Raw genomic sequence first — 15,391 nt, 5'->3', positions numbered from 1 at the left:
AACAAGGTTCAAATCTATATTACTATAAAGATCAGCACTTTCTTGCCGATAAAATTATTAGCCAGACTCACAATAAACAATTAAAACGACAAAATAATGAGTTTAGATAACCACAGTGCATTAATCGAACAACTAAAACCTCTGTTCATGGAACCTGATTTTCAGGACGTTTTTGAGCAGTTAACTGCTGACGAATCAAATTCCACCCGTTTTCTTCTGAAAATGGAGCTCAACCGTATCTCATCATTGTGTAACAGAATTATAGATTTACGAGATAAAACAGAACTCCCTTGCAAAGAAGTCGTTATCGCTAATCAAAAGCACTTCCTTGACCAACCCGCTAAAGAGGCTTTAGAGCAAGCACTGCCTTTATACCGCAATCAATATACTCTAGGGGTATACGAACAGGTTATTAAAGCCCATAAGCTGCGACGCATAAAATTAAGAGAAAATATTCCTGCCGAGGCTATTGGCGAAGACAATCCATTTTTAATCCCTGGGGTCGTACTCGGAAGTTACTTTAATCGCTGCGAAGAACGAATGAATTATAGCATTCGAATTCTGGTTTCTCAGCAAGGAATACCCGAAGTTAATGGTATGACACTAGATTTATCTGTGGGCGGTGCGCGGATTAAGTTGCCATTAAAACACCAACTGGATCAAGACAAACCAGTTAAAATTAAACTGCTTGAAATCAGTGATGAGTTTTATGTAGAAGAGCTGCAGCATGGCATTGAATATCAAATAGTTGATGTTCAAAATAAAGACAATACAGCGATTTTTAGACTGAAAAGACTTGGTGGTGGAGAAGCATTAGATAATTTGCTATCACAGCTGATCCGCAGCTATAAATTCCGCTATAAAGTGGATGTCAACGATGTCATTGTTACGGCTACGGGTTTAGGTTATGAGCGTCATTACTTACCATTACTAACCCATTTACCATTATATATCTCCATTGTTGACGGAAAACCACTGATAGCCTATGAATTGCTCGGCAGAGGTAATCAACCGATCCAACATTATTTTCTAGATGAAAATCAAATTAGCCAGCTACCGAGTTTCATTAATACTCGCCGCTTGACCCAATTAATTAAACATCCAGACAATAATGAACATTGTTACTTATTCAGTTTTACTCATAGCGCCCATGGGAAAGTGCATTTTTACTCTGCGACATTAGCAGAGCTCAGAGCAACTAAAAATCTTCATCTATTTTTAGGCTTTGCCTCTACCAAAGCGAGCTGGCGAGTGTTTAGAATTGTCATGCAGCCTATCGATCATAGTAAGAATTATAAAAACTCTACATTACCGGGTGATGATGCTCGATATGGCGCACTTACCGAACAACAATTAGCTCAATTTAGCCATACGTTACAATTAATTGACTTAACAAATAAAGAAGCAAATGAAGACTATCAAAGTTGGTTTGATAAATCCGATGTAAATGGTTTAAAGATATTTTCGCAAGCAAAAACAAAACAACACAGCATTAAAAAAGTATCAATGCCATTTAGTGAACGACGCCATGAAGCTCGGTTCGCCTTTAAAACCTCAATCACAATTCAGCAAGGCGATAAAAAAGCCACCGGTATTACTCACGATATTTCGAGTCGAGGTTTACAACTCACATTTGAAACTTCGACGGATTTTAATGAACCTGGTGCGGTAACATTATCGTTTCCACGTCTACAAGCCGCAGCAGGCAAAGCCAATTTAACCCATTTACCTTATCAGTTAATCCGCAGCAGAATGGGTGGAAAGACTTTGCATTTAAGCGCTTTAATAGGCCATACACCCCATGATGGGGTGGAGTTTTTAAGTAAATTAATTGCCCACAACAAACAGAAGTTTGAGCAACTATCCGATCATGAAGGTCAGCAAAAAGAGCTGGCTGATGGCATGAAAAACCTGTTCATGCGCCAGTTACCCGGTGTACCGTATTTTATCGAAAAAACAGTAAAATCAGCACAAATGGCTTACATAGGTATTGGTACAACGACGGATGAAATTAGCCACTTATTTGCCCAAGATAGTGACAAAGTACTGCAGTACAATTTAATGCCGCTGCTGGAAAATAACCTACTGAAACAAAAGATTATTGACCCTATCAAATTAATGAAACCGAATCAGGATATGGTCTTCTTTGAAGTGTTTATGCAACTGACTCGCCACGCTAGAGGAACAGTACAGATCCAATGTAAACTTAAATCTGAAATCGGTGATCGTCAGCAGCAAATTCAATTTATCACCCAAAGTAAAAAAGCTGGGCGCTTTATGGCATTAAGAGTGTACTTAGGGGCAACTGACAAGCCTGATATGAGCTATATTCGACGCGAGCTAGAGTTTATCCACATTCATGCTAACCACAGAGCAAAGCACCTAGAAGAGCAATTATGGAGAGTGATTGGTTCAGGTGAACTATTAGATATTACTGCTGAAGTTGAACTCCGTTTTCCTAGCTTAATGCCTGCAGCCTAGGTAATACTCAAGCAAGGATAAAATAATCGCTAGCGTTACAGTGTCAAATACCACTGCTTAATTTGCACAAAGTGATCTTGCTCTGCATGTCGATCCGTCAACATTCCTGCATGATCATAATCCAATAAATTACCCTTTTCTTTGGCGAGCAAGGTGTACTTTATCTGGCTAAAACCACATTCATCAATCATATCTCGTACATCTGACGGATTGCCTAATACACGATCATTTTTCCCCGCAATAAACCACGCTGGTGGCCAAACGGCTTTTTCAGCAGCTTGAGCATAATGAAAACTATCATCATGATCAATCCACTCTCCCCTAACCCAATCGATGGTTTGTAATAAGGACGCACTGCTCTCGTTATCCATACCAACGCGGAGTCGACTGGCATTAAAATATCCCTGCTTAGCTATGCATAATGGCGCAAAGCGATTCCAAAAAAAATCGACCATCAACCATTTCTTAAGTGATTTCACCTTTATGGTCCGTTTAGACCCAAAGGTTAGTAACGAAGCTACACTTGATTGCAAATGAGTATACCGAGCCAAACTGCTGGCCATTAATACTCCCCCCCATGAATGAGCACACCAATGAACTTTATTGACTAAAGGATGACGTTGCAGAATAAATTGTTGCACTAAAGGTAATTGCTCACGGATAACCTCACCTTGGCCCAAGGTGAAATCACGATTAATTCTAGGCTCACTCAAGCCTCGACCAGCGGTATCCATTACATAAACATCAAAGCCAGCAGCTGCCAAAAAACAGCCTAACCCACGACCTTTTTCACTGTAAAATACTTTCCCGTTAGACATAGCCCCATGCAACATCAAGATAGGGATACCTAATGCCGTCGGCGACGGAGGGCGAATATGACGCAAATGCAATTGGCCATCACGATATGGAATGAATAATGAGTCTTGGAGGATATCTATTGTCAAAATAAGCAGTTATGTTAGTAATATTGATTATAAAACTAACATTACTGCAGTGAAACACAACTAGAATAGAGTAATAATTCTATATTTAGTCGGTAAGCGCCAATCGTTAAAGCTGTAAACAAAAAACCAATGCTCGTAAGTCGATATTTTGTATTGATGCATCTGCGGCTTCAATTAACTTAGGCTTTGCATGAAATGCTATCCCCAAGTCTGCGGCCTGAATCATTGGGATATCATTAGCACCATCACCAATAGCCACTCGCTGGCCTGATGCGATAGTCCATTGTTGTGCACATTGACTCACCACATTAGCTTTATATTGCGCATCAACAACATCACCAGTGACTTCACCGGTTAGCTTGCCATTAACAATAACCAGCTCATTGGCAAAGGCAGCATCAAGATTAAGTAACTGCTTTAAGTGGCCAACAAAAGGTGTAAAACCACCGGAAGCAACCACCAGTTTCCATTGATGCGCTTTTAACTCGGCTAGCATGGTTTCAAGACCGGGCATTAAAGGCAAGGTATCACATAACTGCTGAATAATCGCCGCATCAGCCCCGGCAAGTTTGCTCACTCGCAGCCTTAAAGACTGCTCAAAATCTAACTCTCCACGCATTGCACTTGCGGTTACTTTTGCCACTTCGTCGCCAACACCAGCCATGGCAGCCAGCTCGTCAATACACTCAATTTCAATGGCTGTGGAGTCCATATCCATGACGAGCAATCCAGGTTGATTTAGACGTGCTAGCGGTTGTTGAATAAGCACAATTTCAGCTGGAATGTTACGTGGAAAAGATGCTATCCATTGCTCATCCACGGTCTGAGTTGCTAGTTCAAAGCCAAATAAATCATTCTGTCTCACAAGCTTAGCGACATGAGCATCGGTTGATATTGAAGAGAGCCATGACTCAATCTCACTTGAGCATTCGCCATTAAAAATAACTCGGCAACGGTAAGGTAAATGAGCTTGCAAGCTCAATAAATATTCTGACTCTTGATAGCGATATAACACACTACCTAGATGTTGGTATGTGTCACAAGTATCTGAAAATAAAAAGTTTAATAAAGCGTTATCACATTTTTCCAGCATCAATACGGCCTCTTAGAATGTTACGACTATCTACTGACAAATTTTTCGATTAGTATAGCTTTTTGATAATTCTCTGTAATTGGATTGGTACTGAGTGCTTGTTAGACAAATAATGCATCCAAAACAGCCCCCAATTAAATAGAAAAAACCCTGAGGATTAAAGTGATTTTTGTTAAAGGTCTTAAGAAAAGACAAAAAATCAGCAGGATTGTGCAAATTATCGTGGCAATAGTGCTGATCTTCGGCCTAATCTATTTGTGGCAATCGAGTTTACGTAATGGTCAAAAATTACTAAATTCGCAGACAAAAGTAATGGCAAGACTATTAGCACAACAAGCGGCTAATGGTGCAGCTCCTGCAATGTATTTGCAAAATGATGAGCAGCTTCAATGGCTTGCCTCTGCGCTGGCTGCTGATCCTAAAGTCATGTCGGTCAATATCTATAATTCTCAAGGCGTCAGATTGGCCTTCGCCCAGAGCGTCTCTTATGAAAAACTAGAAGCTGATTCAGAAATATTAAAAGGCTTATTAAAACCATATCCTCCGTTAATTGAAAATGTCATCCAGGATGAAAACAATTTAGGCTATGTTGAAGTACGTTTGAATCTTGATATCTTTTTTGACGAAATCAAAATATTGCATGAACAAAACATGCAATTACAACAGATGATGTTGATTGTTGCTGGTTTTATTGGTTTGCTATTATCGCGAGCATTATCATTTAAGCGTGCCGATTTTGATCGACGTAAGACCCAAGCTAAGTTGCGTAAAAAGCCTAAGAAGATCGCCTTGGTAAACGCTGACGAGCCTAAAAGTGGCCCACAAGAACCTAAAACGTAGAGAATAAAATTACAGACATAAAAAATGGGCACTCTAATGAGTGCCCATTTTCATTTATAACGTTTGATTATAGCGTTAATGCTGCATCTAAGGTCATAATAATCATGTCGCTGAATGTGGTTTGACGTTCATCAGATGTGGTTTTTTCACCAGTACGGATGTGGTCAGATACAGTAACAACACACAAGGCTTTAGCACCTAATTCATGTGCAACACCATATAAACCAGCGGCTTCCATTTCGACACCTAGAATGCCCATTTTTTCCATAACATCAAACATTTGAGGATCTGGAGTATAAAATAGGTCGGCAGAGAAAACGTTACCAACACGGATTTTAGTGCCGTGCGCTTTAGCTGAATCAACAACTGCACTGAGTAAGCTGTAATCTGCAATGGCAGCAAAATCGTTATCTTTGAAACGTAAACGGTTCACTTTAGAATCAGTACATGCACCCATACCGATAATCACATCGCGTACTTTTACGTCAGTGCTGATTGCGCCACAAGTACCTACACGGATTAAGTTCTTAACCCCGTAGTCTTTGATAAGTTCGTGCGCATAGATTGAACAAGATGGGATACCCATACCTGAACCCATAACAGAAATACGCTTACCTTTATATGTACCGGTAAAACCGAGCATATTACGCACATCAGTCACTTGCTCAACATTTTCTAAAAATGTTTCAGCTATGTATTTTGCACGCAATGGATCGCCAGGAAAAAGTACCGTTTCAGCAAAAGCACCTTCTACAGCATTAATATGTGGTGTAGCCATGTTTATAACCCCTATGTTTCTATTTTATTTTGTGTTGCTTAATCTTGTTTGTAGTTTAGCAAAACCATTAACCTTTATATAGAACCGTCGTTTGAAAATGTGACTAATTAATAAAAGATTTACCATAATCCATCGGTTCTAGCTTGAAATAACTCGCAATAGATTGACCGATATCGGCAAAAGATTGACGACGACCTAGTGAACCGGCAGATAAACCGGCGCCATAGGCAAGAACAGGAACACGCTCACGAGTATGCTCAGTGCCAACCCAAGTAGGATCACAACCATGATCAGCGGTGAACACGACTAAATCTTCAGGTTGTAGAATAGCCAAGAGTTCAGGTAAACGTGAATCAAAGTATTCAAGAGCTTTAGCATAACCAGCGGTATCGCGACGGTGACCATAATGAGAGTCAAAATCAACAAAGTTAGTAAACACTATAGTGTTATCACCAGCACGTTTAATTTGTGCTAAGGTTTCATCGAATAACTCTTCAAGTCCGGTCGCTTTAAATTGCTGCGTAATACCACTATGAGCATAGATATCAGAAATCTTACCAATACTAACCACTTCACCACCGGCATCTTTCAACTTATCTAATACGGTCGGTGCTGGAGGTAATACGGCATAATCATGACGATTACCGGTACGGGCAAAATCAGCAGCACTAGTACCAATAAATGGACGGGCGATCACACGGCCAATATTATAAGGTTCTAACTCTTCACGGGCTATTTTGCACAAGTTATATAAATTTTCTAAGCCAAAACTTTCTTCATGACACGCTATTTGGAATACAGAGTCCGCAGAGGTGTAGAAAATAGGCTTGCCTGTTTTCATGTGCTCTAAGCCTAACTCTTCAAGAATTTGAGTCCCCGAGGCGTGGCAATTGCCTAAGAACCCATCTAAACCAGCGCGTTGAAGAATTTTATCAGTGAGTTCTTTAGGAAATGAGTTGGTTAAATCACTAAAATAACCCCACTCATAAAGAACAGGAACCCCTGCCATTTCCCAGTGACCGCTTGGCGTGTCTTTGCCCGAGCTTAATTCGTCAGCATGGCCATAAGCACCGATGATTTCGACGTTATCAGCAAATCCAGCAGCAAATTTACCAGTACTTTCAAAACCAGCATGGCCTAGGCCAAAGCGAGCAAGATTAGGTAACTTCAATGGACCTTGACGGCCGATATCCGCTTTGCCATCAGCACAAGCTTGCGCGATGTGACCAAAGGTATCAGAACCAAGATCGCCGAACTTATCGGCATCAGTTGCGGCACCGACACCAAAAGAGTCGAGCATTAAAATAAAAGTACGTTTCATTATGTGTTTCCTTATAAATCTGAAGCGCGAATATAACGATATATTTCAGGCGTCTTCTGTGGCGCACTGTCGCCAATAATAATGGCTTGTTGGACAGCTGCGGCAGCTTCGGCGAAAGCATCTTCAGATTGAGCATGGATCATCGCTAACGGTACATCTTTGTTAACTTCCTGACCCAATGCACATACTTGGGTTAATCCAACACTGTAATCGAGTGCATCACCAGGTTTGCGACGTCCACCACCTAAGGTGACGACGGCTAAACCAAGTTCTCGGGTATCCATTTGGTATGCAAAACCTGATGTATTGGCATACACAGGGCGAATGATTTTCGCATGAGGTAGATACTTATCATATGCCTCAACAAAATCGGTTGGGCCACCTAAACCAGATACCATTTTAGCAAAAGCTTCAGCTGCTTTACCATTATCTAATACAGCATTTAGCTTATTACGCGCTTCCGCTTCATTCTGTGCAATACCACCCAAAATGAGCATTTCGGCACATAATCCCATGGTGACAGCATATAAACGAGGATTACGATATTGACCCGTTAAAAAGTTTATCGCTTCACGCACCTCAACAGCATTACCAGCACATGATGCCAAAACTTGATTCATGTCAGTTAACAATGCCGTTGTTTTGGTACCTGCGCCATTAGCAACGGCAGTAATACTGCGGGCTAATTCTTCAGATGCTTCATAGGTAGGCATAAATGCCCCGCTGCCCACTTTGACATCCATTGCGAGAGCGTCTAGTCCTGCGGCTAATTTTTTAGACAAAATAGATGCGGTAATAAGTGAGATTGACTCAACCGTTGCGGTATTATCGCGAATTGAATAAAAACGTTTATCGGCAGGGACTAGATCACCAGTTTGACCAATAATGGCTACACCAGCGTCTTTAACGACTTTGCGGAATAATTCACTTGAAGGTTCAGTTTGATAACCAGGAATAGCATCAAATTTATCTAACGTTCCACCAGTATGGCCTAAGCCACGGCCAGAAATCATTGGTACATAACCACCACATGCCGCAGCCATAGGGCCAAGCATTAGGCTGATGACATCGCCTACACCACCAGTGCTGTGCTTATCAATAATAGGGCCATTGAGGCCGAGTGAATCCCAATTTAATACAGTGCCGGAATCACGCATTGCAATCGTTAAGGCAATTCGCTCATCCATATTCATATCTTTGAAATACACAGCCATACCAAATGCGGCAATTTGCCCTTCAGAAACAGTGTTATGAGTGATGCCATCTACAAAAAATTGAATCTCGGCAGTGCTTAATGCATCACCGTTACGTTTTTTACGGATAATCTCTTGAGCAAGAAACATATAGAGTCCCCATGAGGCAATCCAACACCTTTAGGATCGCCATTAATATCAAGAATGTCATTCAATGATGACGCTTTGCATAACGATGATTCGTTATGCAAAGTGGCTGTTAATACATTATGCCAATTAGTAACCTGAAGTCGGTTTCGGTGCTTCAGTTAGCTCTAATGTATGCAGCAAGCTATTTAATAAGCTAGAAGCACCAAAGCGGAAAGTCTGTGGACTAACCCAATCAGCACCCAAAATACGTTCAGCCAGATCTAAAAACTCTGCTGTTTGAGCCGCATCACGCACGCCGCCAGCAGGCTTAAAACCAACTTGACGATCTTTTTCGCTAATCACGGTCAACATAATTTCAGCCGCTTCAAGAGTGGCATTAACCGCCACTTTACCGGTTGATGTTTTAATAAAGTTAGCGCCAGCATCAATTGATAATTCAGAAGCTTTACGAATAAGAGCAGGATCTTTTAACTCACCAGATTCGATAATGACTTTCAACAATACATCGTCACCACACTCTTCTTTACACGCTTTAACCAGTTCAAAGCCAACAGTCTCATTACCTTCCATTAATGCACGGTATGGAAAGACAACATCAACCTCATCGGCACCATAAGCAACGGCAGCACGAGTTTCTAATACAGCGATAGCGATATCATCATTACCGTGTGGGAAGTTAGTCACAGTCGCAATCTTAATGTCTTCACAATCAAGCTCATTAAGGGTTTTACGTGCAATAGGAATAAAGCGAGGATAAATACAAATCGCAGCTGTATTACCAGCAGCAGACTTCGCTTTATGGCATAAGTCGATCACTTTTTGATCGGTATCATCGTCATTTAATGTGGTTAAATCCATTAATGAAATACCGCGTAACGCTGCTTTTTTTAAATCAGTCATAATTGCTCTCCGAAACGAAAAATCAAAGTCGATAATTTTTTTCAGGCAACACTATAGAATGGGCATATGATTATTATTATGGCCGGGCCTTCAGTGTTGCCAGTAAATCTAGATAATATTTACTAACCTAAGTATTCAATCTGATAACGAGTACCACGACTTGAATCCTTGAAGACCGGAAAAGAAAAAACAAAGACATTTGTTTCAACAATTCCGCGAAAAATCCATTTTAGCGCGTAAAGATACAACTTTGTAGAGTACAAACCTTTATATAAAAATATTGTTAACTTAATAGTTTTAAATAAAAATTCGCGGCTGTCTTATAGTGGAAAAGTTAGAGCCGCAAATGCGACTCTAACATGCACTATACCTATCTTAGAACTTGTAAGTTGCTGTTAGGTAATGTGACCAACCTGTAGATTCTAGGCCAACGATTCCGCCTTCATCTTCAAGTAGGTATACGTCTTTGAAGCCTTTTAAGCCATAACCAAGAGCGTAACGATCTGAGTGCCAGTATAGACCAAAGAAGATGTTACCACCGCTTGAAGTCTTAGGAACGAACATGTCGTCAACTGCGTCTGCACCAAATTGATAATCAACATAACCTTGGAATGACAAGAAGCTCTTGTTATCAAAGAAGTAGAAAGGTTTGAACCAGTTAGCTGAGAACTGATATCCGTTCCACTCTTTAGCATTCATGTCGTAGAAACCGTAAAGGTTCATACCAGTTTTGCCTAACCAAGGTACATTTACGTCAGCACCAACACCCCAGAATGTAGAGTTAACGCCTTCGCCGTTAAGACCATCCCAGTTAAACAAAGTAGAGAAATATACTTCTTGGATTGGGCCAAAAGATAAATCTTTACCTGTAATAGCATCGATAGAGAAACGTGGAGCAAACTTCATAAACAATTTGCTAGTGCCAGAACCTGGGTTCTTGTCACCATTGTCAGACGTTTCATTAGCTAAGTTGAATACATCAACATAACCGTATAAATCTACAACACCAGAACGACCACCAAACTCCATTTCTAGGTAGTTATGTTGATCACCTGAAGCTGGGTTATCTGGCTTTTCACCGATAGAGTACATAGCGTTAAACTGCATCCACTTGTAATCAGTACCGTGAAGATCGCTGCGGTCTGCAGCAAAAGCATTACCAGAAATAGCAGCAACTGTTGCACCGGCTAAAGCTAACATTTTTACATTTTTCATCATCAACCCCATGTATATTATTAAACTATCTTCGTGGATAGCACTTCTTTTTAATCATTCGCATTTTACCGTTACTGATATTAATCTCAATATTTAATCGATAAAAAACGAATACAAAATTCTTTTTTGTGAACAATGTCGCGACTATTTGTCTACACTCTATTCACAATTTGACATTTTAATTTTGACTAGAGGATTTAATACATCCTCTTTCGCAATCAATAAAACGGCATAACTTCGTATTGGGAAACGGTGGATTAACACAAAATCAATAACAACTTTATTATAAACTGGGTCTCTAATATGGATTAAGCTAAAGACCCAGTTATTGGGGTATTCCCCCTGGACTTACTCTTAGATAGCTAAGAATAAACCGGCTAATGTCGCGCTCATTAAGTTAGCTAATGAACCAGCGATAACAGCACGGATACCTAATTTAGCAAGGTCATGGCGACGTGAAGGAGCCATAGCACCTAAACCACCAAGTAAAATTGCAATTGAAGATAAGTTAGCAAAACCACATAGGGCGAAAGAGATAATCGCTTTAGTGCGGTCAGACATCATTACACCAGTTTCTGCTACAACTTTGAAACCTTCTGCTGAAGCATCAAGTAGATACGGAGCAAAATTTAAGTAAGCAACAAATTCGTTAACAACAATCTTTTGACCGATGAAAGAACCAGCAACAAGCGCTTCATTCCAAGGTACACCGATTAAGAATGCTAAAGGCATAAAGATATAACCAAGGATGAGTTCAAGAGTAATACCCTCTAAACCGAACCAACCCGTTACACCACCGATGATACCGTTGATCATGGCGATTAACCCAACGAATGCGATCAACATAGCACCAACGTTTAATGCTAAATGCATACCTGATGCAGCGCCTGAAGCAGCAGCATCTAACACGTTTGCTGGCTTATCAGGATCATCTGGTAAATCGTCCATTTCGTTGATAGCAGCTTCTGTTTCTGGGTGCATCAATTTAGCCATTAACAGACCACCAGGAGCAGCCATGAATGATGCAGCAACTAAATATGCAATTGGAACACCCATTTGCGCGTAACCAGCTAATACAGAACCTGCAATAGAAGCTAGACCGCCCACCATGATGGCGAATAATTCAGATTGTGTCATTGTCGCAATAAACGGACGCACAACTAATGGTGCTTCAGTTTGACCAACGAAAATGTTCGCTGTTGCTGACATTGATTCAGTGCGGCTAGTACCGAGTGCTTTTTGTAAAGCGCCACCGATAATACGGATAACCCACTGCATAATGCCTAAATAGTAAAGCACTGCAATTAGAGAAGAGAAGAAAATAATGACAGGTAATACGTTGATAGCAAAAATAAAACCAACTTTAAAGTTAGCTAAATCACCAAATAAGAAGCTAGTACCGGCTTGTGCATAACTAATCACACTTGATACCGCATCTGAAACACCTTTCAGAATATCTTTACCGACTGGAACATATAAAACAAAACCTGCGAAGAATGCTTGAATAGCTAAAGCACCACCAACAGTACGAACATTAATTGCTTTTCTATTATTTGATAGTGCAAAACCTATCAATAGTAAGGTGACCACCCCTACTAAACTCATTATTATATCCATTAATCATCACCCTTTTGTTAACAGTTTTTTTGAATGTTGTTAACTCACCTAATTTCCGCTGACGATTATAACTGAGCGTGAAACGAAAAGCGTCGTTTTGATCAAGTTTTTAAACTTTAATTTCAAACCCTTACGACATTAAAAACAATTAATAATGTTGTGTTCATAAAAAAACAATTAAAGCTCAAACAGTTGCAAAGCATTTTTATTCAACTGTTCTAATATACAGACAGTGGTTTTTTTCTTTAAAAATGCGATTTCGGACACAATTCGAGGCAATATAAGGGGAGTATTTCGTGATTTAGGTTGATCAAACGGAGGCATGCTAGGTGAATCTGTTTCTAATAAAAAGTGTTCTAGGGGTAAATTAACCACTGTTTCACGAAGCTTTTTCGCACTAGGATTGAGTATTAAAGCACCAACACCTAATTTAAAACCGAGCGAAACATAGCGTTTGGCTATATCAGTGTTGCCATAAAAACCATGCACCACACCACCCTTTATCAATTTAAAACGCGCTAACATTGTCAATAATTGTTGATGCGCTTTCACGGCATGTAAAATGACAGGCAATTGATAATTTTGTGCCAGTAATAATTGTTTTTCAAGTAACAACAATTGGTTATCTGACCAGTGATGCAATTTATCTAGGCCACACTCTCCAATCGCCACCAAACGCTTATTATTGCTATATTGCTGTAACATTGCATCAAGCTTCATTATCGCTGCATCAATGTCATCTGGGACAAACCAAGGATGAATTCCAAGCGAAAAATAACAATCAAATTTATCTGCAATATGAATTTGCTGCGGCCACTTTTCTGCTGATACTCCCGGTAAAATAACCGAAGTAATACCACTTTCATGCATAGCATCAAATAATTGTGTTCTATCATTATCAAACTCTGCCATGTCGAGATGTGCATGGGTATCAATCATAAGATCACGCTCTGCTATTACTGATATTAATTACGGATATCATGTTAAGTGACAATAGACTCATATATTGACATGCCACTCCCATGATCGCTCATCCTTGGTGCACAACTGAATTTATTTTTCTGTGTCAACGTCATCTCAGCGTTTCATAAGATGCAATTTTGCCAAGATGTTACCAATAAAAGCTTAAAAACAGCTTTGCTCAGTCAAATATCTACTTAAAAATAGTAATAAAAAAGGCGGCAAAGCCACCTTTTATTAACATACATGAAACATTTACTATAACAATTAATGCTCTCGAGTTTTGGCAAACTCAATATCAGGATAACGTTCCATTGATAGGTTTAAATTCACCATAGTAGGCGCAATATAGGTAAGATTATCACCACCATCAAGGGCTAAATTCTGACTACACTTACGACGAAACTCTTCTAGTTTACGCTCATCGTTGCAATACACCCAGCGAGCAGTACTCACACTGATACCTTCGTAAATGGCTTCGACGTTGTATTCACTTTTTAAGCGTCCAACAACCACTTCAAACTGCAGCACACCAACCGCTCCAACAATTAAATCGTTAGAGTCTAGAGGTCTAAAGACCTGCACAGCGCCTTCTTCAGATAATTGCACTAGTCCTTTGAGGAGCTGCTTTTGTTTCAGTGGATCTTTTAAACGAATACGGCGGAACATTTCTGGAGCAAAGTTAGGTACACCCGTAAAGCGAAACTTTTCGCCTTGGGTAAAGGTATCACCAATACGCATGGTGCCGTGATTATGCAATCCAATAATATCACCAGGATATGCCGCTTCAGCACGGGCACGATCCCCTGCCATAAAGGTTAATGCATCACTGACATTAACATCTTTACCAATGCGAACGTGGTGCATTTTCATGCCTTGCTCATACCGACCCGAGCAAACACGCATAAAAGCAACGCGGTCACGGTGTTTAGGGTCCATGTTGGCTTGAATTTTGAAGATAAATCCTGAGAACTTTTCTTCATCAGGCGTCACGTTGCGTGCATCACTTTCACGCGGTAACGGTTTAGGTGCCCACTCGACGATACCGTCTAGAATATGATCGACACCGAAGTTACCTAAGGCTGTACCAAAGTAAACAGGGGTCAGCTCACCTTTAAGAAAGGCTTGCTGATCAAATTCATGTGAAGCACCAGCAACCAGCTCCATTTCATCACGAATTTCAGACGCATAAGAGCCCAGTACATTATCAAGCTCAGGATTGTGCAATCCTTTAATAATACGTTCTTCTTGAATGGTATGACCCATACCACTTTGGTATAAAATAACTTCATCACGTAAAATGTGATATACACCTTTGAACTCTTTACCTGAGCCAATCGGCCAAGTAATAGGGGCACAAGCTATCTTTAAAATCGCTTCAACTTCATCCATTAACTCTATAGGATCGCGAATATCACGGTCACATTTATTCATGAACGTCACAATAGGCGTATCGCGTAAACGGGTCACTTCCATTAATTTAATGGTTCGATCTTCAACACCTTTAGCGGAGTCAATCACCATTAAACACGAGTCGACCGCAGTCAGGGTACGATAAGTATCTTCAGAAAAGTCTTCGTGACCAGGTGTATCAAGTAAATTGATTAGTGCGCCACCGTAAGGAAACTGCATAACAGAGGTGGTAATAGAAATACCACGATCTTTTTCCATTTCCATCCAGTCAGATTTAGCATGTTGACCAGACTTTTTGCCTTTTACCGTTCCAGCCTTTTGTAAGGCATTTCCGAATAAAAGTACTTTTTCGGTGATGGTGGTTTTACCCGCATCGGGGTGCGAAATGATGGCGAAGGTACGACGCTTGTCGACCTCAACTTTATTGCCTGACATGTTAACCTTGCACTAGCCGCTAAAAAAGGCGCAAATTATAGCGCCTATCGG

At 40.3% G+C, this 15,391-nt stretch carries 12 protein-coding genes; 2 read left to right on the top strand and 10 right to left on the bottom strand.

Features of this window, described 5'->3' with window-relative positions; genetic code table 11:
• Positions 1-96 precede the first annotated feature (96 nt).
• Positions 97-2,481: a PilZ domain-containing protein gene (locus H5123_RS10085; protein ID WP_182697870.1), complete on the top strand. Its 2,385-nt coding sequence runs from the start codon at positions 97-99 to the stop codon at positions 2,479-2,481.
• Positions 2,482-2,516: 35 nt separating this feature from the next.
• On the opposite strand, the gene H5123_RS10080 is transcribed toward H5123_RS10085, so the two are convergent.
• Positions 2,517-3,425: an alpha/beta hydrolase gene (locus H5123_RS10080; RefSeq protein WP_182697869.1), complete on the bottom strand. Its 909-nt coding sequence runs from the start codon at positions 3,423-3,425 to the stop codon at positions 2,517-2,519.
• Positions 3,426-3,531: 106 nt separating this feature from the next.
• The gene (gene serB / locus H5123_RS10075) at positions 3,532-4,518 is read right to left on the bottom strand and encodes a phosphoserine phosphatase SerB (RefSeq protein ID WP_182697868.1); all 987 of its coding nucleotides are present in this window, start codon (positions 4,516-4,518) and stop codon (positions 3,532-3,534) included.
• 162 nt (positions 4,519-4,680) lie between these two features.
• Between serB and H5123_RS10070 the strand changes: the two genes are divergently transcribed.
• Entirely contained in the window at positions 4,681-5,358 is a 678-nt protein-coding gene (locus H5123_RS10070; RefSeq protein WP_124017621.1) for an AhpA/YtjB family protein, read from the top strand.
• 67 nt (positions 5,359-5,425) lie between these two features.
• On the opposite strand, the gene deoD is transcribed toward H5123_RS10070, so the two are convergent.
• The 8 genes from deoD to prfC form a co-directional block, all read right to left on the bottom strand.
• A complete protein-coding gene (gene deoD / locus H5123_RS10065) occupies positions 5,426-6,136 on the bottom strand; it encodes a purine-nucleoside phosphorylase (protein WP_059746461.1) in 711 nt (236 codons plus the stop codon).
• A gap of 103 nt (positions 6,137-6,239) precedes the next feature.
• Positions 6,240-7,457: a phosphopentomutase gene (locus H5123_RS10060; protein WP_124017622.1), complete on the bottom strand. Its 1,218-nt coding sequence runs from the start codon at positions 7,455-7,457 to the stop codon at positions 6,240-6,242.
• An 11-nt stretch (positions 7,458-7,468) separates the two neighbouring features.
• Complete coding sequence (gene deoA, locus H5123_RS10055) at positions 7,469-8,800, bottom strand: thymidine phosphorylase (protein ID WP_124017623.1); 1,332 nt, start codon at positions 8,798-8,800, stop codon at positions 7,469-7,471.
• A 126-nt stretch (positions 8,801-8,926) separates the two neighbouring features.
• Positions 8,927-9,700: a deoxyribose-phosphate aldolase gene (deoC, locus tag H5123_RS10050; RefSeq protein ID WP_124017624.1), complete on the bottom strand. Its 774-nt coding sequence runs from the start codon at positions 9,698-9,700 to the stop codon at positions 8,927-8,929.
• Positions 9,701-10,075: 375 nt separating this feature from the next.
• On the bottom strand, positions 10,076-10,915 hold the full coding sequence (locus tag H5123_RS10045; RefSeq protein WP_124017625.1) for an outer membrane protein OmpK: 840 nt from the start codon (positions 10,913-10,915) through the stop codon (positions 10,076-10,078).
• 354 nt (positions 10,916-11,269) lie between these two features.
• The gene (locus tag H5123_RS10040; RefSeq protein ID WP_182697867.1) at positions 11,270-12,532 is read right to left on the bottom strand and encodes a NupC/NupG family nucleoside CNT transporter; all 1,263 of its coding nucleotides are present in this window, start codon (positions 12,530-12,532) and stop codon (positions 11,270-11,272) included.
• Positions 12,533-12,709: 177 nt separating this feature from the next.
• A complete protein-coding gene (locus H5123_RS10035; RefSeq protein ID WP_182697866.1) occupies positions 12,710-13,471 on the bottom strand; it encodes a TatD family hydrolase in 762 nt (253 codons plus the stop codon).
• A gap of 288 nt (positions 13,472-13,759) precedes the next feature.
• Positions 13,760-15,340: a peptide chain release factor 3 gene (gene prfC, locus H5123_RS10030; protein ID WP_182697865.1), complete on the bottom strand. Its 1,581-nt coding sequence runs from the start codon at positions 15,338-15,340 to the stop codon at positions 13,760-13,762.
• Positions 15,341-15,391 lie beyond the last annotated feature (51 nt).

Origin of the sequence: Shewanella sp. SR43-4 (genome assembly GCF_014163845.1) — a bacterium.
GTDB lineage: Bacteria > Pseudomonadota > Gammaproteobacteria > Enterobacterales > Shewanellaceae > Shewanella > Shewanella vesiculosa.
The sequence above is the reverse complement of the archived record's forward strand: the minus strand, read 5'-3'. Positions and strand labels throughout refer to the sequence as shown.